Origin of the sequence: Pseudomonas sp. S4_EA_1b, from assembly GCF_016307435.1 — a bacterium.
Classification (GTDB): domain Bacteria; phylum Pseudomonadota; class Gammaproteobacteria; order Pseudomonadales; family Pseudomonadaceae; genus Aquipseudomonas; species Aquipseudomonas rhodesiae.
The window spans coordinates 1-26,771 of sequence record NZ_JAEILC010000053.1 but is presented as its reverse complement, the minus strand read 5'-3'; the positions used below and the strand labels follow the sequence as shown (position 1 = coordinate 26,771).

Annotated in this window: 23 protein-coding genes and 1 pseudogene; 17 read left to right on the top strand and 7 right to left on the bottom strand. The window is 59.7% G+C overall.

Going from position 1 to position 26,771, the window contains the following annotated elements:
• A pseudogene (locus tag YA0848_RS18525) lies at positions 1 to 271 on the bottom strand (energy transducer TonB); the annotation flags it as partial.
• Between the two features lie 50 nt (positions 272 to 321).
• Between YA0848_RS18525 and YA0848_RS18520 the strand changes: the two are divergent.
• Positions 322 to 1,344: an IS30 family transposase gene (locus YA0848_RS18520; RefSeq protein ID WP_198731383.1), complete on the top strand. Its 1,023-nt coding sequence runs from the start codon at positions 322 to 324 to the stop codon at positions 1,342 to 1,344.
• A 784-nt stretch (positions 1,345 to 2,128) separates the two neighbouring features.
• Here YA0848_RS18520 and YA0848_RS18515 read toward each other — a convergent pair.
• The 3 genes from YA0848_RS18515 to YA0848_RS18505 all read right to left on the bottom strand — a co-directional run bounded on the left by YA0848_RS18515 (position 2,129) and on the right by YA0848_RS18505 (position 6,818).
• Complete coding sequence (locus YA0848_RS18515; protein ID WP_023095655.1) at positions 2,129 to 3,955, bottom strand: ABC transporter ATP-binding protein; 1,827 nt, start codon at positions 3,953 to 3,955, stop codon at positions 2,129 to 2,131.
• 83 nt (positions 3,956 to 4,038) lie between these two features.
• On the bottom strand, positions 4,039 to 5,382 hold the full coding sequence (locus YA0848_RS18510; RefSeq protein WP_023095656.1) for a metallopeptidase TldD-related protein: 1,344 nt from the start codon (positions 5,380 to 5,382) through the stop codon (positions 4,039 to 4,041).
• On the bottom strand, positions 5,379 to 6,818 hold the full coding sequence (locus YA0848_RS18505) for a TldD/PmbA family protein (RefSeq protein WP_023095657.1): 1,440 nt from the start codon (positions 6,816 to 6,818) through the stop codon (positions 5,379 to 5,381). The genes YA0848_RS18510 and YA0848_RS18505 overlap by 4 nt, the downstream gene beginning before the upstream one ends.
• A gap of 480 nt (positions 6,819 to 7,298) precedes the next feature.
• On the opposite strand from YA0848_RS18505, the gene YA0848_RS18500 reads away from it, so the two are divergent.
• A complete protein-coding gene (locus YA0848_RS18500) occupies positions 7,299 to 7,511 on the top strand; it encodes an RsmD family RNA methyltransferase (RefSeq protein WP_071536826.1) in 213 nt (70 codons plus the stop codon).
• Positions 7,512 to 7,529: 18 nt separating this feature from the next.
• Here YA0848_RS18500 and YA0848_RS18495 read toward each other — a convergent pair whose 3' ends face one another.
• Together YA0848_RS18495 and YA0848_RS18490 are read right to left on the bottom strand one after the other, a co-directional pair.
• The gene (locus tag YA0848_RS18495; protein ID WP_223819168.1) at positions 7,530 to 8,336 is read right to left on the bottom strand and encodes an SDR family oxidoreductase; all 807 of its coding nucleotides are present in this window, start codon (positions 8,334 to 8,336) and stop codon (positions 7,530 to 7,532) included.
• A gap of 60 nt (positions 8,337 to 8,396) precedes the next feature.
• The gene (locus YA0848_RS18490) at positions 8,397 to 8,831 is read right to left on the bottom strand and encodes a mercury resistance transcriptional regulator MerR (protein WP_003131969.1); all 435 of its coding nucleotides are present in this window, start codon (positions 8,829 to 8,831) and stop codon (positions 8,397 to 8,399) included.
• A 71-nt stretch (positions 8,832 to 8,902) separates the two neighbouring features.
• Between YA0848_RS18490 and merT the strand changes: the two genes are divergently transcribed.
• From merT to YA0848_RS18420, 14 genes are all read left to right on the top strand, one after another.
• The gene (gene merT, locus YA0848_RS18485) at positions 8,903 to 9,253 is read left to right on the top strand and encodes a mercuric ion transporter MerT (RefSeq protein WP_003131974.1); all 351 of its coding nucleotides are present in this window, start codon (positions 8,903 to 8,905) and stop codon (positions 9,251 to 9,253) included.
• A 12-nt stretch (positions 9,254 to 9,265) separates the two neighbouring features.
• A complete protein-coding gene (merP, locus tag YA0848_RS18480; RefSeq protein WP_003131987.1) occupies positions 9,266 to 9,541 on the top strand; it encodes a mercury resistance system periplasmic binding protein MerP in 276 nt (91 codons plus the stop codon).
• 71 nt (positions 9,542 to 9,612) lie between these two features.
• On the top strand, positions 9,613 to 11,298 hold the full coding sequence (merA, locus tag YA0848_RS18475; protein ID WP_047710219.1) for a mercury(II) reductase: 1,686 nt from the start codon (positions 9,613 to 9,615) through the stop codon (positions 11,296 to 11,298).
• A gap of 17 nt (positions 11,299 to 11,315) precedes the next feature.
• Complete coding sequence (gene merD, locus YA0848_RS18470) at positions 11,316 to 11,681, top strand: mercury resistance co-regulator MerD (RefSeq protein ID WP_000995360.1); 366 nt, start codon at positions 11,316 to 11,318, stop codon at positions 11,679 to 11,681.
• The gene (merE, locus tag YA0848_RS18465) at positions 11,678 to 11,914 is read left to right on the top strand and encodes a broad-spectrum mercury transporter MerE (RefSeq protein WP_003132004.1); all 237 of its coding nucleotides are present in this window, start codon (positions 11,678 to 11,680) and stop codon (positions 11,912 to 11,914) included. Before merD ends, merE begins: the two co-directional genes overlap by 4 nt.
• Positions 11,911 to 12,900, top strand: a complete 990-nt coding sequence (locus YA0848_RS18460) for a DUF3330 domain-containing protein (RefSeq protein WP_003132006.1) — start codon at positions 11,911 to 11,913, stop codon at positions 12,898 to 12,900. Before merE ends, YA0848_RS18460 begins: the two co-directional genes overlap by 4 nt.
• 130 nt (positions 12,901 to 13,030) lie before the next feature.
• Complete coding sequence (locus YA0848_RS18455; protein WP_003124096.1) at positions 13,031 to 13,591, top strand: recombinase family protein; 561 nt, start codon at positions 13,031 to 13,033, stop codon at positions 13,589 to 13,591.
• 2 nt (positions 13,592 to 13,593) lie between these two features.
• Positions 13,594 to 16,560: a Tn3 family transposase gene (locus tag YA0848_RS18450; RefSeq protein WP_001138070.1), complete on the top strand. Its 2,967-nt coding sequence runs from the start codon at positions 13,594 to 13,596 to the stop codon at positions 16,558 to 16,560.
• Between the two features lie 1,566 nt (positions 16,561 to 18,126).
• Positions 18,127 to 18,915, top strand: coding sequence for a hypothetical protein (locus YA0848_RS18445; RefSeq protein WP_065085835.1), 789 nt, complete (start codon positions 18,127 to 18,129; stop codon positions 18,913 to 18,915).
• Positions 18,916 to 19,022: 107 nt separating this feature from the next.
• The gene (locus YA0848_RS18440) at positions 19,023 to 21,395 is read left to right on the top strand and encodes an ATP-binding protein (protein ID WP_065085836.1); all 2,373 of its coding nucleotides are present in this window, start codon (positions 19,023 to 19,025) and stop codon (positions 21,393 to 21,395) included.
• A gap of 153 nt (positions 21,396 to 21,548) precedes the next feature.
• Positions 21,549 to 22,166, top strand: coding sequence for a hypothetical protein (locus YA0848_RS18435; RefSeq protein ID WP_065085837.1), 618 nt, complete (start codon positions 21,549 to 21,551; stop codon positions 22,164 to 22,166).
• 108 nt (positions 22,167 to 22,274) lie between these two features.
• The gene (locus tag YA0848_RS18430) at positions 22,275 to 22,841 is read left to right on the top strand and encodes an HD domain-containing protein (RefSeq protein WP_065085838.1); all 567 of its coding nucleotides are present in this window, start codon (positions 22,275 to 22,277) and stop codon (positions 22,839 to 22,841) included.
• Positions 22,842 to 23,006: 165 nt separating this feature from the next.
• Positions 23,007 to 23,210 carry a hypothetical protein gene (locus tag YA0848_RS18425; protein WP_141678512.1) on the top strand — a complete coding sequence of 68 codons (204 nt, stop codon included), beginning with the start codon at positions 23,007 to 23,009 and terminating at the stop codon, positions 23,208 to 23,210.
• A 51-nt stretch (positions 23,211 to 23,261) separates the two neighbouring features.
• On the top strand, positions 23,262 to 23,516 hold the full coding sequence (locus tag YA0848_RS18420; RefSeq protein ID WP_065085839.1) for a hypothetical protein: 255 nt from the start codon (positions 23,262 to 23,264) through the stop codon (positions 23,514 to 23,516).
• Here the strand turns inward: YA0848_RS18420 and YA0848_RS18415 are convergent.
• On the bottom strand, positions 23,513 to 24,394 hold the full coding sequence (locus YA0848_RS18415; protein ID WP_065327857.1) for a hypothetical protein: 882 nt from the start codon (positions 24,392 to 24,394) through the stop codon (positions 23,513 to 23,515). The two genes, YA0848_RS18420 and YA0848_RS18415, sit on opposite strands and share 4 nt — an antisense overlap.
• Positions 24,395 to 24,637: 243 nt before the next feature.
• On the opposite strand from YA0848_RS18415, the gene YA0848_RS18410 reads away from it, so the two are divergent.
• The gene (locus YA0848_RS18410; protein WP_198731382.1) at positions 24,638 to 25,738 is read left to right on the top strand and encodes a DUF5131 family protein; all 1,101 of its coding nucleotides are present in this window, start codon (positions 24,638 to 24,640) and stop codon (positions 25,736 to 25,738) included.
• Positions 25,739 to 26,771: the final 1,033 nt, after the last annotated feature.

Genomic DNA, 26,771 nt, shown 5'->3' with positions numbered 1-26,771 from the left:
GCTCCGGGGTCGGCGGTGCGGGGGGTGCGGGACTGGCGAACTCGATGACCATTTCCGGAACCTTCGGCGGGATCTCGACCGGTGCCGGCGTGGCGTTGATCAGCCACCAGAGCCCGCCATGGAACACCACGGAGAGGCTGGCGAGCAGTATCAGTTGCCGTTTCGAAAGCGCGGGCGCCGAGGCGTTTGCTTGGAAAAAGGCCGGGGTGGCCGCCTTGCCGCCAGGTTCTGAAACATCGTCCAGTAGCTTGTGGGGTGCCGCATTGCCCATCGATACAGCCTCGCGTTATGTACAGGCAATAAACTCGGCGGCGGCAAAAACTGAGTNNNNTCAGCGTTGAAGAGCGCGCCACCATTCAAATCGGTCATGCCCAAGGCTTCAGCCTGCGTAGGATTGCCTGCTTGATCAACCGATCCCCCTCGACCATCAGCCGGGAGCTGCGCCGTAATCGAGATGCCAGTGGTGGCTACTCGGCCCGCGCGGCCCAGCGACAGATGCAGGCCCGCCGTCAGGCTTGTCGCCCGATGCGAAAGCTGTTGCCGGGCAGTGAGCGCTTCGAGCTGGTGGCCCACATGCTGCGTAAGCGTTTGTCTCCCGAGCAGATTGCCGGCAAGCTGCGCAGCATGAACATACCCAGCCTCAGAGAGGCCTACGTCTGTCGCGAGACGATCTATAACGCGATCTATGCCTTGCCGGTCGGTGAGTTGCGCAAGGAGCTGATCATCTGCCTGCGCCAAAGCAAGACGACGCGCAGACCGCGCTCTGGCGGCGTGGATCGGCGCGGCCAGATCCCCGAGATGGTCAGCATTCATGTGCGCCCGCCGGAGATCGAGGACCGGCTGATGCCGGGGCATTGGGAAGGCGACCTGATCAAGGGTAAGGCCAACGCCTCGTCTGTAGGTACGTTGGTGGAGCGCACCAGTGGCTACCTGATGCTGGTGAAGATGAAAGACGCGACGGCAACCTCGGCGATGGAGGGATTCAGTGCAGCGCTCAATGGCATGCCGCTGGCGATGCGCAAGAGCATGACCTACGACCAGGGCCGAGAAATGGCGCGACATGCTGAAATCACCCAGCAGACCGGGGTGGCAATTTACTTCTGCGACCCGCACAGCCCCTGGCAGCGCGGCAGCAACGAAAACATCAACGGTCTTATCCGTCAGTACCTGCCCAAGGGCACGGACTTGTCGGGACACAGCCAAGAACAGTTGGATGCCATTGCCTTGCAACTGAATATGCGTCCCCGTAAGCGCTTCGATTTCAAATGTCCGATCGAAATGATGAGTGAGGTGATGCAAAAGGCCATGGCTATGCGGCACGATGCGCCCACTTCAATCCAATAACCGTGTTGCACTCAGCTCCTGCAACCGCCCTCTGACGAGTCAGGATGCTGGTTAATAAACGGCAGCCTTAGCCGCTCCCCGAAGAAACGGGGCACAGCGTCGAGCCTATGGAACTGAACTTCCGCCTCGATCGTCACGAAGAGGAACCACGGATGTTTGGTATCGAATTGGAAAAAATCATTGCCTGACCAAAGTTGAACATCGTGAGCATTTCCATACAGAAAATTTGCAATGCACGTGCCAGATCCTGACATGGGCGACGACTTGCACATTTGCGCAGGAAAGCCGCGTTTTGGTCACTTCTATGTAACTCTCTTATAGCCATGCGACGCACTAATGAGCGCTGCTGCGAATCGGTTGCACTGCACGGCGAGCGCCTGCTCCATTATTGTGCGGGAGGGCCAAAAGCGGTCATTTATTGGCGAAAAAAAAGCAGGAATGTGCATGTTGCCCATCGATATATAGCGTTATCGTCGAATTTTATGGCTTTTGCCCTCAATCAGACATTTTCAGCCAGACATCAGGCCCGACGCGCGGCGTAAAGACCGATGGCGGTTATGGGGGCATATACGCCCAACAGGCTACGGACACGAGGGCGTCCGAGTTATGCCTCTCGGGATGGGAGTCAGAGCGAGGAAACTACCGGCGGGGAAAGAAAAAACCGACTTGTACGGCGGTTAACAATAGTTGAGACCTAGCAAAGCTAGCTTTCATGACAGGATTAAAAAGTTGTCGACAATATACAACCTCATCTTTATGACGTTGATTGTGTTTATCCCCCCCATCACGCCTCGCTGGAGGCTTCGATATCCCGCACTTCTTCGTTGAAGTGTCCATCGACCTGATGCGTCCATAGACTGTGGTAGATGCCACCGCGCTCCAGCAATGACTGATGAGTCCCGTCCTCCACGAGGCGGCCCTGGTCGAACACCAGGATCCGATCGAGGTGAGCGACGGTGGACAGTCGATGGGCAACCACCAGTACGGTTTTCTCGCCCATGATCTCGTCGAGACTTTCCTGGATCAGTCGTTCGGTTTCCGAGTCCAGGCTGGAAGTGGCTTCGTCCATGACTAATATTGGCGCGTTCTTCAGCAGGACCCGGGCGATGGCGATACGTTGGCGCTGGCCGCCGGAGAGCTTTACCCCGCGCTCACCGACCAGCGACTCGTAGCCGTGCTCCATGCGTTCGATGAACTCGTGCGCGTGGGCACGTCTCGCGGCGCGCACGATATGTTCGTCGGCAGCCTCCGGCGCACCGTAGCCGATGTTCTCCCGCAGGGTGCGATGGAATAATCCGGGCTCCTGGGGAATGAGGCCGATCTGCCGGTGCAGCGACGCCTGGGTCAGCTCGCGAATATCCCGGCCGTCGATGAGAACGGCGCCGCCTTGCGGGTCATACAGCCTGAGCAGCAGGTTGAGCAGAGTGGACTTTCCCGATCCGGAGAAGCCGACGACGCCGACCCGCTGCCCGGCGGCGATCTTCAGGTTGAGGCCGGCGAACACCGGTCTTGCGGCCTGGTAGCCGAAGGTGAGGTCGCGGAACTCTATTTCGCCCCGTGAAAACCGGAGGTCGTCGCGCGCGTCCGCGCGGTCCGGCAGTTCGTGCGGACGTATCAGCGTACGCACGCTGTTCTCGATATTGCCGCTGGACTCGAAGAAATGCAGGAACTGATAGCTCAGGGACTTGGCGTTGGAAACAATCAATAGCCCGAGGCTCGCGGTCATGACGAAGGCCGCCACGTCGATGGTTCCGCGCTGCCATAGCAGCAACGCGATGACCACCAGTCCGATGCGCAGCAGCAGCGCCATGCCGTCCTGCAGCCAGCGGATTCGCTCCATGAAAAGGAACGAGCGACGCGCAGCCTGACGTTCGCTGCTCATGAAGCGATCGAGGTATTGCTGCTCATAATCGCCGCGGGCGAAATAGCGGATGTTGTTGAGATTGGTGACCGCGTCGACGATCTTGCCGGATGTAAGGCTACGCGCCTCGGCATGCAGCCGGGCGAATTCCTGGGCGCGCCGCGCCAGCACATAGGAGAGACCGACGTAGACCAGCGTCCAGGCCAACAGGCTCATGCCCAGCCAAAGCGAGGCGAGGCTCATCAGGATCAGCCCGCCGACCAGGGTGACCAGGATCGGCAGAAACTCGACCATCAGCATCCAGCTGACTTCCAGGACACCGACGGCCGCCTCGCTGATGCGCTGAGCCAGGCTACCGGCGAAATGTTCGCTGAAATAGCGGTGCGAATGTTTCTGCAGATAGGCGAACAGATCGGCAGTGATGCGTTGTTTCTGCCGTGGCCGGACGAAGATCATGCACAGGCTCATGCTACGTGAAAGCAGCATCTCGCCCGCGGCGAGGGACGCCATCAACAGCAGCGCCGGCATGCTGGCGGAAAGAATGTCGGCATCCTTCCACAGGCCTTCGCTCACCGCGCCGGTGATCTTGCCGATGGCATAGGGAATCAGCGTGGTGCACAGCGCGGCGCCGAACTCCAGGCCGATCATCAGCAGGCTCCAGCCGAGAAACAGCCGCGTGTAGTGCCAGACGAACCCTCGCGAGGTGGTCGGCATGGCTTCGGCGGGAGTGATGTGGGTGTGGGTGCTCATTTCGATCCTTTTCAGTTCACCGGCTTGCAACCTGGGATGAGACGGCCGTCGGTGTGCCGCCGCGGCCATCGATCAGCCCGGCGCTACAAGGTGAGGGTGAAGCGATTGGTGAGTGCGCCAGGCAGCCGCATCGACGCGGTCCGGCGCTCGCCATAGGTACTCGCCGAGACGATCAGCTCGCGCTCTTTGGTCAGTGCCAACAGGTGTTCGCCGAGAAAATCGTAAAGGCTGTCATCGAAGCGCATGCTGGCTACCGGCGCCTGGATTTCCCCGTTTTCCACCCAGAAGGTGGCGAAGCGGGTCAATCCGGTCAGGCGCGCGGCGGCTACGTCGGACTGATTCACGTACCAGAGGTTACCGATGTAGAGGCCGCTCCCCAGCGTCTCGAGGACCTCGATGGAGGGCAGCGTTCCGGCGCCCATGAGCAAGGCTTCCGGGGTTTCCGAAGAGGTGCTGCCATTGCTGCGCAGGCCGTATTCGCGGGCACTGCGGAAACCGGTGAGCTGCCCCACCAGGCGTCCGCGCTCGATCAGTTTGATGTTCTCGCGTTGCGCGCCCTCGTCGGTGAAGGCCGGGCTCGGCGAGCCGCTGATACGCTCATCAAGATCGATCAGCGGACTCAGTGCCGCCTGGCCGCTGGCCAATTGCTGCAGCACACTTTTCTTGGTATGGATGCCGCGGGCGGAGAACCCGTCGTAACTGACATAGGCAAGCAGTTCTTCCAGCGCCGCCGGCGCGAGATAGGTACGGTACGCCCCGGGACTCAGTTGGCGCGCCGGGCGGCTCAGGTGCTGCAATTGCAGGCGAGCCGAGTCCATGCGCTGGAGGAACGCCTCGGCATTCCAGGTCGGCCCGGCGAGCATCGACTTGACCGCCCGGCCGGACGCGTCGAACAGGCTCCAGTCGAAATTGCAGCTGCTCGCCGCATGCCAGCCGAAGGCCCCGCAGGAATTGCTGAATCCGCGGAACAGCGGGCCATTGGCGTAGATACCGACCAGGTCGCTACCGTCCGCGCCCGCGGTTATCTGAGCGATGACCTCTTCGGCGTCCGGGGGGAGCGCAATGGAAGAAGACTCGCTGCGCCAATCCTCGGCATTGAACAGCAGGTAGGGATCTGCCGGCAGGTGCTCCAGCAGGTCGCGCAGTTGCTGCCGTGCGTCCGCCAGGCGACGGCGGTCCTCCTCGCGCTCGCCGCAGAGGGTCACCGTATAGCTGGCGTGACGCTCTGCGCGGAACAGCTCCAGGGTCGCACTGGCCTGTTGCGCATGGCCGGCCTGGCGCACCCGGGCGCGATTGAAACGGACGAAGTCGGAGGCTTCGGCGCTGTAGCACAGGGTAAATTCCTCGCCGGCGAGCCGTGTGCTGCGCAACCATCGGCTGAGGGACTCGAAATGCTCGGCGGCAACGCCCGGATTCGACAGGCTCATTGCACACCCCCGAACACCGCGACGTCGGAGAATACGCAGGCCGGAGACGCATGCCCCACCCGCACCGCTTGATTAGGTTCGCCCTTGCCGCAGTTGGCCGTGCCGAGTACCTGATGGGTGGAGGAGTCGCCGACGGCACTAAGGCTGCGCCAGAACTGTGCCGAGATACCGCGATAGTTCGGGTTCTTCACCACGGCCCCCAGCTCGCCACCCTCGATCAATTGCCCCCATTCGCAACCGAACTGGAATTTGTTGCGGGCATCGTCGATCGACCAGGAGCGGTTGGTGGCCATCAGTACGCCGCGCTCGATACCGCCGATCAGCTGCTCCAGGGTTTGCTCGCCGGGTTCGACGTTGAGGTTAGCCATGCGGTCGATGGGCGGCCGATTCCAGCTGCAGGCGCGGCTGCTGGCAGCGCCGGCGAGCCCGCTGCGCCGCTGGGAAAGGGCGCCCCCCAGCGGGTGCTTGAGGATGCCCTGCTCGATGATCAGGACCTTCTCGGCCGGCGTGCCATCGTCGTCGAAGGCGTAGCTGGCCAGTTGCTCGGGAAGCTGCGGATCGAAGCTGACGTTGAGCAGGGGCGATCCATAGACCCGGTGGCCGAAATCTTCCGCCTTGATGAAGCTGGTGCCGGCATAGTTGCGTTCGTCGCCAAGGATACGGTCCATTTCCAGCGGGTGACCGATGGACTCGTGGATCTGCAGGACCATCTGGTCCGGCAGTAACAGCAGATCACGGGCACCACTGGGCGTGTTCGGCGCCAGTAACAGTTGCAGGGCCTCGTCGGCGATCTTCGTCGCGCACCCGCTGAAGCCGCTGCGGGCAACCACGTCCAAACCGCCCTGCTGTGCATAGGCACCGCCGTGCAGCGTGCGGGTCTGGCTGTCATCGCCGTCGTAGGCAGTGACGGACATTCCCGGATAAACGAAGCGCTGGGCGCTGCGCAGTTGCGCGCCGACACTGTTGAGGTAGATCTGCTCCACCTCCTCGATCGCCAGCGACGCCATCCAATGGACGATGCGTTCGTCGTCCGGCACCGCGGCGGACTCGCCGCGCAATAGCTCGAGGCATTCGCGCAGCGGCACAGGTGCCTCCTGGTAAGCCGGAGACAGGTAATCGCGTCGTGCGCTGGAAAGCGCAGGCAACTGTTTGAGCAGTGGCCGGCATGCACTGCCGCGGGCGAGTCGCTCGGCGCGCTCGAGCGCCTGCTGCAAGCCGCTCTGGCTCAGATCGGAAGTGGCCGCATAGGCCTCGATACCCGCCAAACGCACGCTCAGCATGACCCCCTGGTCGAGCGTCAGGCGCGGGGGTGAAGGAATGTTCCTGACCACCTCGAACTTCTGCGACGCTTGCCTGACGTGGCGCAGGGACCAGAAGTCGGCGGTACTGCGAAGCGCTTCGAAACGCTGCTGGAGCAGGGGGAAAATATCGAACATCGATTCGTATCCTTATCGCGCCCACCCTTGTGAGGCGGAGCGCGCACTGTTTGGCCCGCTTTTGGCTGAGCTCGAAGACAGGGGTGTAGCGTGTCAATGGATGAAGCGGGTAGCGCCCACTCAGTGACCGGCCTAGCTGGCAGCAATGCCCATGCCAATTCCTGACAACGGCGACAACAACCTGGCTCTATCAGCAAAAAAATGGCGTTTCCGTCGAGGTTCTGTAGGTTTGTTATACACAGGCGACTATGCCCACCACCCTCGGCGGGCTCGGATGGACCGCCGGCGCACGGCCCCTGCGCCACCTTGGAGCGATGCCGAGCAGCCTGGGTGTGTGGCATACCGGGATAGACTGGACCCTCCGGGCGTTCACTCAGCATCGTCGGCGGGGAGTGATGGCCCGCCTCTGCGGCGGACGTCCTTGGGCTTGAAAGGGACAGGTTTCCTTACCTGGAAAACCAAGCCACGCAACCGTTCGAGGTGGTCTTCCTCGACCCGCCCGTCCACCAGAGCCTGCTGCAGACCAGCTGCGAACTGCTGGAAGACCGCAGGCGGCGTGCCGAACGCGCCTGGGTCTACACCGAAAGCGAAGGCGCCCGTCAGGCCTGCCGATGCAGGCCAGGCGCCTGCACCGCGAGAAGAGCGCCGGCCAGGTGCATGACGCGCTCTGGGAGCGCGGCTAGCGGCCCCTGAAGGCTGGCCGAGACGGCCTTAACGGCTCAGCCAGCGCATCACCAGCCGGTTCATCCACGGCGGCGACAGCTGCCCGGCCCAGTAGAGCGCCTTGAACTGCCCGCCTATCGGCCGGTGCACGGCATCGCAGGTGGTGTGCCGCCAGGCCGCCTCGGCGATCGTCTCCGGGCCCATGCGCAATCCCAGCCGACGCAGCACCTGCGGCTCGAAGGTCTGCCGGGTGACCATCGGCGTGCGCACGAAGGGTGGCATCAGGTCAGCGACACGAATGCCGTGTGGCCGCCACTCCAGCTCCAGCGCCTCGGTCAACCCGCGCACGGCGAATTTCGACGCCGAATAGCTGGCCATCTGGGGCACGCCGTAGAGCCCGGACGCGGAGCCCATGTTCAACACCTGCGCCCCCGGCGTTCGCCGCAAGTGGGGAAACGCCGCATGGCAACAGTTGATCAGCCCCTCCACGTTGATCGCGACGATGCGCCCGTGCTCCTCGGCGGTGATCTCGGCGAAGGCGCCGAAACGCAGAATCCCGGCGCAGTTGAACAACATGCGCAGGTGGCCGCCACAGGCTTCGGCGAACGCGTCCAGCGCCGCGTTCACCGCCGGCCGGTCCAGCACATCCAGTTCGGCGTGCCATGCGTCCTCCAGCTCCCCGGCCAGAGCGGCCAGCGCCGCGCCATCGCGATCGAGCAAGCCGACGCGCCAGCCGCGGGCGTGGAACAGTCGCGCCGTGGCGGCGCCGATACCGGAGGCGGCGCCGGTAATGAGGATACTGTTCGCCCCTGGCGCGACGAAACGCGCCACCTCGTCCAGCGCCCGGTCGGCCACCGCCAGCACGTCGGCATGCGCCTGGAAGGGGTCGTCTCAGAAAACGGAAAATAAAGCACGCTAAGGCATAGCCGAACCTGCCAAGCTTGCTCCACCCTGTAGTGACGCGATCAGCGGGCAGGAAACGTTCCCCCTTCGCGCATGGCAGGCGCACACCAACTCAGACAGCACGGCCTCCATGCGCGCCAGGTCAGCCATTTTCTCGCGCACGTCCTTGAGCTTGTGCTCGGCCAGACTGCTGGCTTCCTCGCAATGGGTGCCATCCTCCAGCCGCAGCAGCTCGGCGATCTCATCCAGGCTGAAGCCCAGCCGCTGGGCTGATTTCACGAAGCGCACCCGCGTTACATCCGCCTCGCCATAGCGGCGGATGCTGCCATAGGGCTTGTCAGGCTCCAGCAACAAGCCCTTGCGCTGATAGAAACGGATGGTCTCCACATTGACCCCGGCCGCCTTGGCGAAAACGCCAATGGTCAGGTTCTCCAAATTGTTTTCCATATCGCTTGACTCCGTACATGAGTACGGAAGTAAGGTTACGCTATCCAATTTCAATTCGAAAGGACAAGCGCATGTCTGAACCAAAAACCGGGCGCGGCGCGCTCTTCACTGGAGGGCTTGCCGCCATCCTCGCCTCGGCTTGCTGCCTCGGGCCGTTGGTTCTGATCGCCTTGGGGTTCAGCGGCGCTTGGATCGGCAACTTGGCGGTGTTGGAACCCTATCGCCCCATCTTTATCGGCGTGGCGCTGGTGGCGTTGTTCTTCGCCTGGCGGCGCATCTACCGGCAGGCAGCGGCCTGCAAACCGGGTGAGGTCTGCGCGATTCCCCAAGTGCGAGCTACTTACAAGCTCATTTTCTGGATCGTGGCCGCGCTGGTTCTGGTCGCGCTCGGATTTCCCTACGTCATGCCATTTTTCTACTGATCGGAGTTCACCATGAAGAAACTGTTTGCCTCCCTCGCCCTCGCCGCCGTTGTTGCCCCCGTCTGGGCCGCCACCCAGACCGTCACGCTGTCCGTACCGGGCATGACCTGCTCCGCCTGCCCGATCACTGTCAAGAAGGCGATTTCCAAGGTCGAAGGCGTCAGCAAAGTTGACGTGACTTTCGAGACACGCCAAGCGGTCGTCACCTTCGACGATGCCAAGACCAGCGTGCAGAAGCTGACCAAGGCAACCGCAGACGCGGGCTATCCGTCCAGCGTCAAGCAGTGAGTCACTGAAAACGGCACCGCAGCACAACGGACGTCATTGTCTGGCGCCACAAACGATAAAGGATCTGTTGCATGACCCATCTAAAAATCACCGGCATGACTTGCGACTCGTGCGCGGCGCACGTCAAGGAAGCGCTGGAAAAAGTGCCAGGCGTGCAGTCGGCGCTGGTGTCCTATCCGAAGGGCACAGCGCAACTCGCCATCGTGCCGGGCACATCGCCGGACGCGCTGACTGCCGCCGTGGCCGGACTGGGCTACAAGGCAACGCTAGCCGATGCGCCACTGGCGGACAACCGCGTCGGACTGCTCGACAAGGTGCGGGGATGGATGGCCGCCGCCGAAAAGCACAGTGGCAACGAGCCCCCGGTGCAGGTAGCGGTCATTGGCAGCGGTGGAGCCGCGATGGCGGCGGCGCTGAAGGCCGTCGAGCAAGGCGCGCAGGTCACGCTGATCGAGCGCGGCACCATCGGCGGCACCTGCGTCAATGTCGGCTGTGTGCCGTCCAAGATCATGATCCGCGCCGCCCACATCGCCCATCTGCGCCGGGAAAGCCCGTTCGATGGCGGTATTGCGGCAACTGTGCCTACGATTGACCGCAGTAAGCTGCTGGCCCAGCAGCAGGCCCGCGTCGACGAACTGCGGCACGCCAAGTACGAAGGCATCCTGGGCGGTAATCCGGCCATCACCGTTGTGCACGGTGAGGCGCGCTTCAAGGACGACCAGAGCCTTACCGTCCGTTTGAACGAGGGTGGCGAGCGCGTCGTGATGTTCGACCGCTGCCTGGTCGCCACGGGTGCCAGCCCGGCGGTCCCGCCGATTCCGGGGTTGAAAGAGTCACCCTACTGGACTTCCACCGAGGCCCTGGCGAGCGACACCATTCCCGAACGCCTTGCCGTAATCGGCTCGTCGGTGGTGGCGCTGGAGCTGGCGCAAGCCTTTGCCCGGCTGGGCAGCAAGGTCACGGTCCTGGCGCGCAATACCTTGTTCTTCCGTGAAGACCCGGCCATCGGCGAGGCGGTGACAGCCGCTTTCCGTGCCGAGGGCATCGAGGTGCTGGAGCACACGCAAGCCAGCCAGGTCGCCCATATGGACGGTGAATTCGTGCTGACCACCACGCACGGTGAATTGCGCGCCGACAAACTGCTGGTTGCCACCGGTCGGACACCGAACACGCGCAGCCTCGCGCTGGACGCAGCGGGGGTCACTGTCAATGCGCAAGGTGCCATCGTCATCGACCAAGGCATGCGCACGAGCAACCCGAACATCTACGCGGCCGGCGACTGCACCGACCAGCCGCAGTTCGTCTATGTGGCGGCAGCGGCCGGCACCCGTGCCGCGATCAACATGACCGGCGGCGATGCGGCGCTCGACCTGACCGCAATGCCGGCCGTGGTGTTCACCGATCCGCAAGTGGCGACCGTGGGCTACAGCGAGGCGGAAGCCCACCACGACGGGATCGAGACCGACAGCCGCACCTTGACCTTGGACAACGTGCCGCGTGCGCTCGCCAACTTCGACACACGCGGCTTCATCAAGTTGGTTATCGAGGAAGGCAGCCATCGGCTGATCGGCGTACAGGCGGTCGCGCCGGAAGCGGGTGAACTGATCCAGACGGCGGCTCTGGCCATTCGCAACCGCATGACGGTGCAGGAACTGGCCGACCAGTTGTCCCCCTACCTGACGATGGTCGAGGGGTTGAAGCTCGCGGCGCAGACCTTCAACAAGGATGTGAAGCAGCTTTCCTGCTGCGCCGGGTGAGAAAAAGGAGGTGTTCAATGAACGCCTACACGGTGTCCCGGCTGGCTCTTGATGCCGGGGTGAGCGTGCATATCGTGCGCGACTACCTGCTGCGCGGATTGCTGCGCCCGGTGGCGTGCACACCAGGCGGCTACGGCTTGTTCGATGACGCCGCCTTGCAACGGCTGTGCTTCGTGCGGGCGGCCTTCGAGGCGGGCATCGGCCTCGACGCGCTGGCGCGGCTGTGCCGGGCGCTGGATGCGGCGGACGGCGACGAAGCGGCCGCGCAGCTTGCCCTGCTGCGTCAGTTCGTCGAGCGTCGGCGCGAAGCGTTGGCCGATCTGGAAGTGCAGTTGGCCACCCTGCCGACCGAGCCGGCACAGCACGCGGAGAGTCTGCCATGAACAACCCCGAGCGCTTGCCGTCCGAGACGCACAAACCGATCACCGGCTACCTGTGGGGCGGACTGGCTGTGCTGACTTGCCCCTGCCACCTGCCCATCCTCGCTGTCGTGCTGGCCGGCACAACCGCCGGTGCTTTCCTCGGCGAGCATTGGGTCATCGCGGCGCTCGGTTTGACCGGCCTGTTCCTTCTGTCCCTGTCGCGGGCGTTGCGGGCATTCAGGGAAAGAGAATGAGCGCTTTCCGGCCGGATGGATGGACGACGCCGGAACTGGCCCAAGCGGTCGAGCGCGGGCAGCTTGAACTGCACTACCAGCCCGTCGTCGATCTGCGCAGTGGTGGGATTGTCGGCGCGGAAGCCCTGTTGCGCTGGCGTCATCCGACGCTTGGACTATTGCCACCGGGCCAGTTCCTGCCCGTGGTCGAATCGTCCGGCCTGATGCCTGAAATCGGCGCTTGGGTGCTGGGCGAAGCCTGCCGCCAGATGCGTGACTGGCGAATGCTGGCATGGCGACCGTTCCGGCTGGCCGTCAATGTTTCGGCGAGCCAAGTGGGACCGGACTTCGACGGGTGGGTAAAGGGCGTGCTGGCTGATGCCGAGTTGCCCGCCGAGTATCTCGAAATCGAGCTGACCGAATCGGTCGCGTTTGGTGATCCGGCGATCTTCCCCGCCCTGGACGCCTTGCGGCAGATCGGTGTGCGCTTCGCCGCCGATGACTTCGGGACGGGGTATTCCTGTCTGCAACATCTGAAGTGCTGCCCAATCAGCACGCTCAAGATCGACCAATCGTTTGTCGCCGGGCTCGCCAACGACCGCCGCGACCAAACCATCGTGCACACCGTGATTCAGCTTGCGCACGGGCTGGGCATGGATGTGGTGGCTGAAGGCGTGGAAACATCGGCGAGTCTTGATCTATTGCGACAAGCGGACTGCGACACAGGACAAGGCTTCCTGTTCGCGAAGCCAATGCCGGCGGCGGCATTCGCCGTCTTCGTCAGTCAATGGAGGGGTGCCACCATGAATGCAAGTGACTCGACCACCACCAGTTGCTGCGTGTGCTGCAAGGAAATCCCGCTCGATGCCGCCTTCACCCCGGAAGGCGCGGAATACGTCGAGCACTTCTGCGGGTTGGAGTGTTATCAACGCTTCGAAGCGCGTGCCAAGACAGGGAACGAAACCGATGCCGATCCGAACGCCTGCGACTCGCTACCGTCAGATTGAGGCATACTCTAACTTGGCGTCAGACCATCCGGCGCTAAATCGTCAGAATAGAGTTGCCTTCCGAATTGATTGACATACGCCGTCAAGGGTCATAGATTTCTTCCTGACACATTTCCCTCAGGAGGATACCTTGCACGGTCAGCGCATCGGTTACGTCCGCGTCAGCAGCTTCGACCAGAACCCAGAACGGCAGCTCGAACAGATCCAGGTGGATAAAGTGTTCACCGACAAGGCGTCGGGCAAGGACACACGGCGGCCCGAACTGGAACGGCTGCTCGCCTTCGTGCGCGAAGGCGACACGGTCGTGGTGCACAGCATGGATCGTCTGGCGCGCAACCTCGACGACCTGCGCCGCCTGGTGCAGGGCCTCACCCAGCGCGGCGTACGCATCGAGTTCCTTAAGGAGCATTTGACCTTCACCGGCGAGGACTCGCCGATGGCGAACCTGATGCTGTCGGTAATGGGCGCGTTCGCCGAGTTCGAACGCGCCTTGATCCGCGAGCGGCAGCGCGAGGGCATCGCGCTCGCCAAGCAGCGCGGGGCCTACCGTGGCAGGAAGAAATCCCTGTCGTCTGAGCGTATTGCCGAACTGCGCCAACGTGTCGAGGCTGGCGAGCAAAAGACCAAGCTGGCTCGTGAATTCGGAATCAGTCGCGAAACCCTGTATCAATACTTGAGAACGGATCAGTAAATATGCCACGTCGTTCAATCCTGTCCGCCGCCGAGCGCGAAAGCCTGCTGGCGTTGCCGGACACCAAGGATGAGTTGATCCGTCACTACACGTTCAGCGAAACCGACCTCTCCATCATCCGGCAGCGGCGCGGCCCGGCCAACCGGCTGGGCTTCGCCGTGCAGCTCTGTTACCTGCGCTTTCCTGGTGTCATCCTGGGCGTCGATGAGCCGCCGTTTCCGCCCTTGTTGAAACTGGTCGCCGACCAGCTCAAGGTCAGCGTCGAAAGCTGGGACGAATACGGGCAGCGGGAGCAGACCCGGCGCGAGCACCTGGTCGAACTGCAAACGGTGTTCGGCTTCCAGCCCTTTACCATGGGCCACTACCGGCAGGCCGTCCAGTTGCTGACCGAGATGGCCTTGCAGACCGACAAGGGCATCGTGCTGGCCAGCACCTTGATCGAGCACCTGCGGCAGCAGTCGGTCATTCTGCCTGCCCTCAACGCCGTCGAGCGGGCGAGCGCCGAAGCAATCACCCGCGCCAACCGGCGCATCTACGATGCCTTGGCCGAACCGCTGTCGGACGCGCATCGCCGCCGCCTCGACGATCTGCTCAAGCGTCGGGACAACGGCAAAACGACCTGGCTGGCCTGGCTGCGCCAATCGCCCGTCAAACCGAATTCGCGGCACATGCTGGAACACATCGAACGCCTCAAAGCGTGGCAGGCGCTCGACCTGCCTTCTGGCATCGAGCGGTCGGTGCACCAGAACCGCCTGCTCAAGATCGCCCGTGAGGGTGGCCAGATGACGCCCGCCGACCTGGCCAAGTTCGAGGCGCAGCGACGCTATGCCACCCTGGTGGCGCTTGCCATCGAGGGCATGGCCACCGTCACCGACGAAATCATCGACCTGCACGACCGCATCCTGGGCAAGCTGTTCAACGCCGCCAAGAACAAGCATCAGCAGCAATTCCAGGCGTCCGGCAAGGCGATCAACGCCAAGGTGCGGCTGTTCGGCCGCATCGGCCAGGCGCTGATCGAGGCCAAGCAGGCGGGCCGCGATCCGTTCGCCGCCATCGAGGCCGTCATGTCCTGGGATGCCTTCGCCGAGAGCGTCACCGAAGCGCAGAAGCTTGCGCAGCCCGAGGACTTCGATTTCCTGCACCGCATCGGCGAAAGCTACGCCACGCTGCGCCGCTACGCGCCGGAATTCCTTGCCGTGCTCAAGCTGCGGGCCGCTCCCGCCGCGAAGGACGTGCTCGACGCCATCGAGGTGCTGCGCGGCATGAACAGCGACAACGCCCGCAAGGTGCCCGCCGACGCGCCGACCGAGTTCATCAAGCCGCGCTGGCAGAAGCTGGTCATGACCGACACCGGCATCGACCGGCGCTACTACGAACTGTGCGCGCTGTCGGAGATGAAGAACGCGTTGCGTTCCGGCGACATCTGGGTGCAGGGGTCGCGCCAGTTCAAGGACTTCGAGGACTACCTGGTGCCGCCCGCGAAATTCGCCAGCCTCAAGCAGGCCAGCGAATTGCCGCTGGCCGTGGCCACCGACTGCAACCGGTACCTGAACGACCGGCTGACGCTGCTGGAAACACAGCTTGCCACCGTCAACCGTATGGCGACGGCCAACGAGCTGCCGGACGCCATCATCACCGAGTCAGGCTTGAAGATCACGCCGCTCGACGCGGCGGTACCCGACACCGCACAAGCGCTGATCGACCAGACGGCAATGATCCTGCCGCACGTCAAGATCACCGAACTGCTGCTGGAGGTGGACGAATGGACGGGCTTCACTCGGCATTTCGCGCATCTGAAATCGGGCGACCCGGCCAAAGACAAGAACCTGTTGCTGACCACGATCCTCGCCGACGCGATCAACCTGGGCCTGACCAAGATGGCGGAGTCTTGCCCCGGCACGACCTACGCCAAGCTGGCTTGGCTGCAAGCCTGGCACATCCGCGACGAAACCTACGGGGCGGCGCTGGCCGATCTGGTCAACGCACAGTTCCGCCATCCCTTCGCCGAGCACTGGGGCGACGGCACCACCTCATCGTCGGACGGCCAGAACTTCCGCACCGGCAGCAAGGCCGAGAGCACCGGCCACATCAACCCGAAATACGGGAGCAGCCCAGGGCGGACGTTCTACACCCACATTTCTGACCAGTACGCGCCATTTCACACCAAGGTCGTGAACGTCGGCGTGCGCGATTCGACCTACGTGCTCGACGGCCTGCTGTACCACGAGTCCGACTTGCGGATCGAGGAGCATTACACCGACACGGCGGGCTTCACCGATCACGTCTTCGCCCTGATGCACCTCCTGGGCTTCCGCTTCGCGCCGCGCATCCGCGACCTGGGCGACACCAAGCTCTACATCCCGAAGGGCGACGCCGCCTATGACGCGCTGAAACCCATGATCGGCGGCACGCTCAACATCAAGCACGTCCGCGCCCATTGGGACGAAATCCTGCGGCTGGCCACCTCGATCAAGCAGGGCACGGTGACGGCCTCCCTGATGCTCCGAAAGCTCGGCAGCTACCCACGCCAGAACGGCCTGGCCGTGGCGCTCCGCGAGCTAGGCCGCATCGAGCGCACGCTGTTCATCCTGGACTGGCTGCAAAGCGTGGAACTGCGCCGCCGCGTGCATGCCGGCCTGAACAAGGGCGAGGCGCGCAATGCGCTGGCCAGGGCAGTGTTTTTCAACCGCCTGGGTGAAATCCGCGACCGCAGTTTCGAGCAGCAGCGCTACCGGGCTAGCGGCCTCAATCTGGTAACGGCTGCCGTCGTGTTGTGGAACACGGTCTATCTGGAACGGGCTGCGCACGCGCTGCGTGGCAACGGCCATGCCGTTGATGACGCGCTGTTGCAGTACCTGTCGCCGCTCGGTTGGGAGCACATCAACCTCACCGGCGATTACCTCTGGCGCAGCAGCGCCAAGATCGGCGCGGGCAAGTTCAGGCCGCTACGACCGCTGCAACCGGCTTAGCGTGCTTTATTTTCCGTTTTCTGAGGCGACCCCTAGTGGCCTCTCGGCAAAACCAGCCTGTCGTAGAGCTTGTCCATAACATCCCCCTGAACAATGCGTGCCATAGGTTTTGGGCATATGGGCCAATCATTGCTCCCAGCATTGTTGTCGTACTGGCCAGCCTCATTCTCTCACAGCCGGTCCAAACCAGTGCCCAGACGAGGATGCCAGGCTGCTAACGGCTAGCGGGGGCGCAATACCCAGACGTGCGAAACAAGTCTGACAGGGAGGGGAAGCCTCAAGTCACAGGGAGCAGCCTAGCTGCCGCTCTAGGACGGTCTTTATAGTCAATTATAGAGTGATTATAGAATCATTCATTCCGGCTGCCTGATTTGCCGCGACCGGTTCAACTGAAGGATCTTCTGAGGTTGTTAATCGACCTCATTCCTAAGCATCAGGGAACTGTTTGTTCCTACACCTGTAACCCACGTCGGCACCAACCATGTTTTCCTCGCCGTGTAGCAGCGATCGACCTGGGTGACACACGTCAGAATCGCCGCATCGCGATACCCATGTGGTTTTTTAAAATTGTGATATTAATCATATGGATAGAGGGGAAGTGAGTGAATTTTCCCCTTATCTCGGCATGACCCCGTTTCCAAGCTGGCGGCCAATGATCCCGCTCCATCCGCCTACATCGCCAGGCCGTGCCAGTACGTGATGAACAATCACTGCACTTACAAAATCTGGACAGACCGCCGGTTCAGCGATGAAGCAGTCGAAAGCATTTCGACTGCATTGGACAAGATCAAGCTGAAAATGGGAGCAAGTCATGTTGAGCTTGTCGGCTACTCAGGCGGAGGAGCCATAGCACTCCTGCTGGCCGCAAGACGATCTGACGTGACATCAGTCCAAACTCTAGCGGGGAACTTGTCCCCTGCAGGGTGGGTTCGACTTCACCAGCTATCACCGCTCTCTGAAGCTTTGGAGCCGGTCGATTACAGGGATCGTCTGCGTCACATCCCCCAGCGCCACCTGGTGGGCACACTCGACCCGGTCATCCCGGCAAGCCTAGCGCAGGCATTTACCTCTTCAATGCCTGATGCGAAATGCCTTGAACTGCGCGAGGTCAAGGCTACGCACGAGCAGGGCTGGGAGGCTGCGTGGGCCATCTATCGAGATAGACCGATATCCTGCAAATAGGAGCCCAGATTCGTCCCCCGAATCGGCGCTAATTAGGCTCCACTTTCGGACAGGAACGAGGAAACTTCCCCCATCAACGTCCATCAGCGGGCCAGAGCCATGATTGCAACTTCAAATGCGCGCAACCCTCAGAGTGAAATATTCCCTCTGCTAACCCGGTTTGCCCAGGAGATTCGCTCACCGCTGACCATCATCTCTGTGCAGCTTGTCGAGTCAGCTGCAGTGAAACAGGCTCGGCTAATTGAGGTCGTGACACTGTCTGTTTCAACGACTGGCGCCTCATCTTGGTCAAGCTTCTTCACAGAGGCGAACTCCCTAAGTCCTGAAGCGGTAGCCAGCGCAGGTGTACGGCGAACTGTAGGCCTAAGGGAAACAAGAGACGCCGTGAGTTTTGGCGTGCTCTACGAACACCTTAGTAGAGCCTTCCTCTCGACAATCGTTGTCGGATTCGGAAGTGGGCGCATTGACATTCCGTTATTGCTGAAGCTGATGAGTGCCGAGGGGTCGCCTGCTCTCAGCCCCAAGGCCCATCTGGATTTACAAAGAGCTTGGTGGCAGCTTCTGAAAGCTGAAGCAGGAGAGATAACCGCAGCCGGTGCGATGTACAACGTCCAAGTCGGTCACCATCCTCGTGGGGAAGAAGCCGTACTTGCGATGGCTAAAATCCATGAGGCAATGCTCTGGCGACACGGCTATGAAGTACTTGCCAAAAACATTGTGATCAACGAGTACCCGTATGCGCCCACTGCTGGCCTTCGCAACGAGAGAGCTGGGGCGACGCCGCGCTCCGAGAAGGAGAAGCGGCAACGGAAGAGAGAGATAGACCTGCGCGATCGTCTTCTGCAATACCTGAAGACGAACGATACCCAGGATCCCGACATGCTTTCGATCAGCAGCCTGGCCAGAACCCTGGAAACCACAGAAACGAAGGCTAGCATCACGCTCGGACAACTTATTGCGCAACGCCGCATTGCATATCAACCCTTCGTTGATCCAGATGCTCAGGAGGTCCTGGATGCCTATCTCCCCGCAGCAATGGCCATCCACGGGTTCGATAAGCTGAAGCCCCTCAAAGAACATGTAGAGGGGAAATCTGGAAAGACGCTGGACTACATCCAGCTTAGGATCGCGCTGCTAAAGCGTAACCTCACCCCAACTTCCAGCAGTAACTGACTGCCACATCAGGCTAGGTCATCTGCCCCCGGCCAGGGGCGGATTAACTCCAAGCGTAAAGGAAGGGTCCCCAAGATAGGCGCATAGCTTCTGAACCGGAGAATGTGATGCGCCACCCTTTTGAGCTCGACCCTGCAGTAATTCACAGCATCATCCATCACCAGGCAGGCTCTATCGGTAAAGCCCTTATCGAGCTGATCATGAACTCTGTCGATGCAGGTGCGACCTTCGTCCGACTGGCCATCGACAAGAGCGGCTTCGAATGCTCGGACGACGGCCAAGGCTTCGCGAGCCACAGTGACGTCATTCGATACTTCGGCAGGTTTGGAACGCCTCACGTTGAGGGAGACGCGAAGTACGGCCGCTTCCGTCTCGGCCGCGGGCAAATCATGGCCCATGCGGCGACGATCTGGAGGTCCAACAGCTGGCAGATGTCAGTCGATACCCTTTCGATGGGATACAGCTACGACCTGGAAGAACTAAAAGCGCCCGAGCCAGGGTGCAACATCACGGGCAAATGGTACGAAGTACTTGAGTACACCGACCTCATGATCTGTCTTCAAGAGGTTCGGGATCTTGTGAGGTATACCCCGATCGCCGTATCGCTCAACGGGGCGCCGATTACGAAGGATCCATCAAAAGAGAACTGGGACTACCAGGACGAGAACGCCTACTACCGAGTAAAGCCGGACGGACCAGTTGGCATCTATAACCAAGGCGTTCTGGTACGCAACGATTCCAGTCACATGTGGGGGTGTGGTGGGTTGGTCGTCACGAAGAAGCCAATCGGTCTCAACGTGTCCCGAACTGAGATCCTCAGGAAAACCTGCCCTGTCTGGAAAGCCATCGCTGCACAACTCAAAGTGATGGCTGACGAATTGAACGGCCGGATTGGCGATCACCGAAAAACCGAGGCACGAAGAGAGCAGTCTGCTAGAGCGCTGCTGGGCGGCGACACTGATAGCCTCCGAATCTTCGGAGAAGAGGAAGTGATTACGCTCCTTCCAGGGAAAAAGCATGTCACCTTCGCGGAGTTCATCCGTAGAAGTTTCTCCCATGAAAAAAATTACGCAGTCGTTGAGCGGGCTCAGGATGTCCCCAAAGGCGAAGCCATCGCACGGGAAGGAATTGCCCTTCTTGTCCACCCTTCAACCATGTATCGGTTTGGGTGCTACAGCGCCGGCGAGCTTCGTGATGATCTCGATCGCATTGTTAAAACGCTTACCGGACTTCTTGATGAACTGCCAAACCAATCAGGCTGCGTCGAGCCTGGATCTCCGGCCAGGTTTGCTTGGTATATCAGAGAGGGGGCGCCAAACCTTCTCGATTACCACACCATCCGTGACTCTTTCAAAATCAAGGTCGGTGTAGTCAGCGCGGAAAAAGCCCTTACAAAACCGCAGTACCGGGCTTGGAGCCCTATGCGATTAGCCCTGGAGCGTTATGCCGCTGTGATCACCGGCGGCCGGGTGTATGGGAACTTTCAAGTACACCGCGGGAAGCGCTTCAAGATTCTCCTTGGCGAATCAAACAGCATGCGGGCTTGGACCGACGGCGAAAAGTACATCGCATTCAACATCGACCTGGCTAGAAAGCTAGCCTCAGAGCCCTTAAAGACTGCCCATCTCCTCTTCTCCCTTCTGGAGCACGAGGTTGCACATGAGGGTGACAGCATGGATGCCGGCCATGACGGCCAGTTCTTCAGTCGCTTTCATGACATCAACATCGAGTACGCCCAAGATCGGCAGCAATTCATTCATCTCTGGCTGCGCACTTACACCTACAGAATGCAGGTCGAGTCTCGTCGGCTAAAAGGAAGCTTGCGCTTTGCAGACGCCCTGCTGAACCGCGCTAACGATCAGCTAGAGAAGCGAAATTTACCTGCAATTGCGGATGAAATCTCAAGCGAAACTCTAAGCGCATTCGCTGACAACCGGGACTCTGATGCACTGCTTCGTTCAGTCAACAGGTCCATTCAGTCTCGCGTTGACCAAGGGGAACAGATTGAATGGACGCAGGTACTTTCAAAGTCTGCTGAAAGACAGAAAGAGCTTGACGCTGAACTGCTAAAGCAAAGAGAAGCCGAAGAATTGTTTATGCGTGAGCATGAACATGAAGACGATTACGAAGACGAGGAATCTCATCAGGAATTCATCGAGGCCTTCGAAAGGCACAATGCCGACCTAACCCACTGGCGTTCCGAATACTCCCGCCAACTGGGGGTTGAGCCGGACGAGATCACCGAGGAGTTCATTTACGAGCTCCACATGGCGCACGACGACGATCACCTGAAGCAAATCTGGATGCGCCTATCTGGCAAGGAATCTGAGGTCTCCAAGCAAGCTGAAGAAATCCCTAAGGAGCTCAAAGAACTCGCCATGCCCGGTGAAACAATGGACATGCTTGACACCCTGGCCTGGAATGCCGGCTTCACCGACATTGGCGATTATCTCAGATGGCGAAAGGAGAACGCAGCTTAGCGTCTTGCATGCGGCAGAGTCGCTATGTAACCATCAGAACCTCATCAGGCACCTTGCCTGCCGAGGGTAGCTTCACCCTTTCAGAAGCATCACACAAACCCTAGGGGTCTCTGACCCCTAGCGGGCCAGGACTCCTTCCTCAAGGAGATCCACATGAACACAACTAAATCCTACGACGTTGAGCTGCGCAACCAGGTTGATGGCGTAGTCCCCTCCTCCGCCACATTCGCTCTTGATCGAAACAAGGCTCTTGAAATCGTTCGCTTGAGCGTTCTCGTCAAAGCGAGCAACCTCCACAAGGTTGAGAAGCTGGATCGGACTGTCGACTATCAAGCCGAATTCGAGATCGATGGCGAAACGCTGAACGTAAGTTCTCGTGATTTCTGGTTCGCCGGCCACGCCAAAAGCAGCGGAGCGCCGTTCGAAACGGAGCAGTTGTCCATTGCTGAGCTTGCTCAGTTTTTTGGGGTGACGGTCGAGGACGCCCGCGAGCCTTTCGAGGCATTCCACGGCGCAACGAAAGAAGAGATCAGATCGGTAATGATGCAAGATATCGTAGGTGACTACGATATCCCCGAAGAGGTCTCTGAGTGGAAATGGGTCGAGGAAAAAGCCAGCTTTGTTCATGCGCGCAATGGGCAAGACGGCGTCTGGGAATTCGTCCTGAATCTGGCCAACAGCTGGGATGACATTCCTGAAAAACTGGTGCCTGTGATCAGCTCTGCTCGAGCAGACCACGCTGGATACCTGATCATCCACCAGGGCACATAAGATCAAGCCCGACCACTCCTAAAGAGAGGTCGGGCTTTTTGGTTATGCGCAGTTGCATTCTGGCCGACTGCGCGAAAATACACGCTACCAACCCACAAGGCGTAGAGCATGACAACGTTGAGCAACCAGGAGTCCCGGTCAACGGACGAAACCCTGCTGAACAGAGCCAGGGCTTTCGCCGTGGGGGCTCATGCAGCTATCGGGCAGAAGACCCCCTACACAGGCGAGGATTACTCGACCCACCTCGAAGCTGTATCGCAGCTGCTTTCGAGGTACACCTCCAATTCCACAGTCCTAGCTGCAGCATTGCTTCATGACGTGATCGAAGACACGCATGTCAGCTACGAATTGCTGCGCCGGGAATTTGGAATCGAGGTGGCCACAATCGTCCAGATGGTCAGCAAGATTTCGAAACGAGAGGACGGCGATCGAGCCACACGAGTGGCAATTGACATTGAGCACTACGCACTTGGCAATGCTGACGCGCATGACGTCAAGCTGTGCGACATCATCGTCAACGTCAGCTCAATCGTTGACCGCGCCGTAAAATTCGCAGCTGTCTACGTTCCGGAAAAGCAGGTACTCATTGAGAGGCTCACCAAGGGCAATCCGCAGATCAGAGCCCTTGCGGAGGAAACGGTTCTTTCCGAACTCAAGCGATTGGGGTACCGTTAAACGCAGCACACAGGCTATCGCCTGGCTTCAATCTTCAAGACCCTGCTGAGCAGGTCTTGACGTCAGCAGCTGACCTGTATTGTCAGCATCCACGGCTTAACCGCCATCCCCCAGGGGCACACTTGCCCTCTGGGTTGGTGTGTCCTTCTTCACTGGAGACACACCATGCCTTTCTTCATTGATGAAAGCCCTGATCCGGCACTTCCTGTAAAAGTCGGCTGCGGGCATCTGCCTAAACGGATGACCTACAACCAGGCTCTCTCGTGGGCACTAAACCAGCGAGCATCTCGTGGCGGCCAAGAACCCACACTGCGGGTCTGCGAGCGTGCCGGCGTGAGTTACAGACACATCGAAATCACTTTCCACTAACCCACTGGGGCTCTTCCCAGCTGGGAAGGCCTGCGCTACTCGAGGCCTACAATGAAAAGCAAACTCACTGCAAAAATCACCGCGACCTTTCTCGTTCAAATTGTGGAACGCGGTACCAGGAGAGGGCTAACGCCTATCTCGGAAAGAGAGTTTGACAGACAGTACGTTGATGAGCCGGACTTCATGCTTGAAGATCGATTCAAGCGTCAGATTCTCAGCGAAACTGAAAACGCAATAAAACACCAGCCAATCATGAAAAGAAAACTCTCAGGAATTGACTGGTGCATTGATGCTGTAATCATCTAAATATTTGCCGGTCCTTCGGGCCGGCAATTTTCTTTCTCGTCGTCACTCGTTTCGCGCGAGGCCGACATCAGCGTTTTAATCATATGCCCAATTAGGGCAGGAAAAACCTGGATGACTACAAGGCCAGTCAAGGAGACAAAAACCACCATTGAGATACCCCGAATCGCTGCACCGACCGCGTCCATGAGTGCATCTTTCAGATACCCCTCTAGCAGACCAACCTCCCCCTTTAGACTAAGTGGAGCAAGCTCCCCTGCGATGGAAAGCAAAGCGCAACCCGCTACAAAAATAATCGCGACCACAACTGCCCCTCGCAGAGCAATGCGCACATCTGACCAACTGGGGATAGAGTATGCAGCGATAAGCAACGCAAGTATTGCCCACCCCGCTCCTTCCATACCTAACACCAGATTCCCAAGCGTGAGCGATAAGCCCTGATTGATGCCCTCTGCGGTGAACCTCACTAACCAGTTACTTTCGACAGCTCCCAAGTAAACGACGCCCTCGCTCGGGATGGGAAAGAAAAACCCTAAAATTATGCATGCGGCTATTAGCGGGGCTACACCTTGTACTACGAGACCAACTGCATGGAAAGTCGACCTTGGATTGTAAGCAAAGGAAACGTAACCCAAATTTCCAGTTTCATGGTTTGGGGCAAATAGTCGCATCCTAGTTATCGGCATGCGGAACAAAAGGCATGCCAGTCCATGAGCGAGTTCATGAATTGGAACGCCAATAAAGCCCAATGCTGCATAAGTGACAAACGATGCTTTAACCACTTTGGAAACGGTCCACGTCGCAATGAAGATCAAGACCGTGGGCAAAAGAATCAGCCAAGCCAAACCTACCAAGGACCACACAAGAAATTCGTCACCCATTTGAAATCCCCCCGCCAGATCATCTGCATCTTTTCACGCCTTTACCCCGCCGAAATGCCTAACCCGCCCAATTCTGGCTCACATGCGCGCATAGGAACCAATCCCAGGTTGCAGTTCTGAGAAGACCAGGAAAATCGCGCATAGAGAAACTTTCCGTGCCCACCGAGAGGGGCGAATTAGGGCGTACCCAGATCAAGGCTCATGTCAAATGAACCCTGAGGTCGCATTGATGCGAGATGAATTATGAGTTCCAAAACGAACATAGAGTGGGCAGATGCTAGTTGGAATCCACTGGCCGGGTGTACACGAATTTCAAAGGGTTGCATGCACTGTTACGCCGAAACCCAAGCGGCAAGAATCATCTTGATGGAGCGCGGCCGCGGCGTACCCGAGGGGCATGGTTCCTACGACGGGCTCTTAGCTCGCGGCGGGCAGTGGAATGGAAAGGTTTCCTTCGTAGAAAAAGCGCTGCAACTGCCTCTCCGGTGGAGAAAGCAGAAAATGATCTTCGTGAACAGCATGTCAGACCTTTTTCACGAAAGCGTTCATTTCAGTGTAATCGACAAGATCTTTGCCGTAATGGCGCTAGCGTATACGACCCAGGCCAAGCCGCACGTGTTCCAGGTGCTCACCAAGCGAGCATCAAGAATGCGCGACTACCTTAACGATCCGCACGTTGTAGATCGTATTGAGGCTGAGGCGAAGATCCTTCGTGCTGACCACGCAATGGATCTGCGCTCAGTATGGCCTCTCCCTAATCTTTGGCTTGGCGTGAGCGTCGAAGACCAAGAACAAGCAGCCAGAATCTCTCATTTACTCGATACGCCCGCGGCAGTTCGTTGGCTGAGTCTGGAACCGCTTCTTGGCCCGGTCGACTTACTGCGCGTCCAGGACGGGGACTTCACCTACAACTCCCTCTCGAAAAAGGAAGGTATCGCATACCGACGAGCCGGAATTGATTGGGTCGTCGTTGGAGGCGAGTCTGGTGATCAAGCTCGCCCAATGCATCCCGACTGGGCAGAGAGCCTTCGGAAACAGTGCGCCCGAATGAATGTGCCCTTCTTCTTCAAGCAATGGGGCGCTTGGTGTCCACGCGGCCCCAAATCGCTTGGCCATCCCGTTGTAGATGGCGTACCGGTCATGTGTGTGACAGAGCACGGAACGGATAGAGCCACCTCTGACCTTGGCGATGTCAAGAACGATGCCCGGATGAATCGTGCCGGAAAGAAACGCGCCGGGAGATATCTCAATGGTGTCATCTACGACAACTACCCCTACGCGATGAAGAGCCTGATTGACTCCCGTGGGGTTCCGGTAGAGCTCATCCCTACGTGTCAGCTGTAGCCCAATTACCTCATAGTCAGGCCAAACATGAACTCACCTGAACATAGCGCACAACACTACTACCGCCCCCTCTCGGTCTCAGGCCTGGAGGGAAGCCAGCAATGCTGGAACTGCGGGACACTGTGGCATTTGGGGAGATACTGGCTACACGACCACGTCAGCACCGAGCAGCCGCCATGTGCGGCCCTTCAGGTCGATCCCGGCCCTTTGGAAGCCTGGATATCGGCAGCCAGCCCTCGGAGTTCATCCCCTCCTCGGCTCGTCACTAACAGAGAAGTAGGAAGCGTTGAAGGCCGGCTTCATCAACTCCTACAAGCGGATACTCGACTTGCCGGCTGCGACACGGCCGCCCTTGAGGCTACGATACTCCAACTGTTGGCCATCCACCTTCAGCCCGGAAGTGACACCGGCGTTTCTACGATGGCCCTCAACGGCTACCAGTTGAGTGAAGCTCTCGAGTTTCTTGCTCCCGATAGATGTCAGTCCCAGCTTAAGGACTTTCTCACGCTCACGGTTCGTCCAGGCTGTTCGCCAAGAGCACAGCATGCCGATACAGCAACCTGTTCCATCACATTGGAACCCGATGCCGTGTATGTGCCGAAGGTAACGCATGACTCTCCACAAGTACCGACGGGACGGCCGGCGGGCTCGGCCTAATCAAGAACAATGCGCCGCCGGCCTGGAGGGAGTTTGCTACCTGAGTCCAGGCCTAGATCCAGATCAACTGGCGACTGCGCGACGACCACTGACTCTGCACCACGCTCTGCACCCAAAATCTCCCCCACGGGGGGAACTGGAGCAGGAGGAAGCGAACTTGCTTCTGACGTGTATCTCAGACTTGATACATACGTGGCTCTGTACTCTTCGTACCTGGCTCGTTCAGCCTTACTCATCAAATGGCAGAATACAAAAATGCATACCGAACTTAGCAGGCAGAAAGAGCCAATTAATGCGACTGCCAAATTGGAAGTCCCCCCGATAGCCAACCCTGGGCGGTTGCAGGAGCTGAGTGCAACACGGTTATTGAATTGAA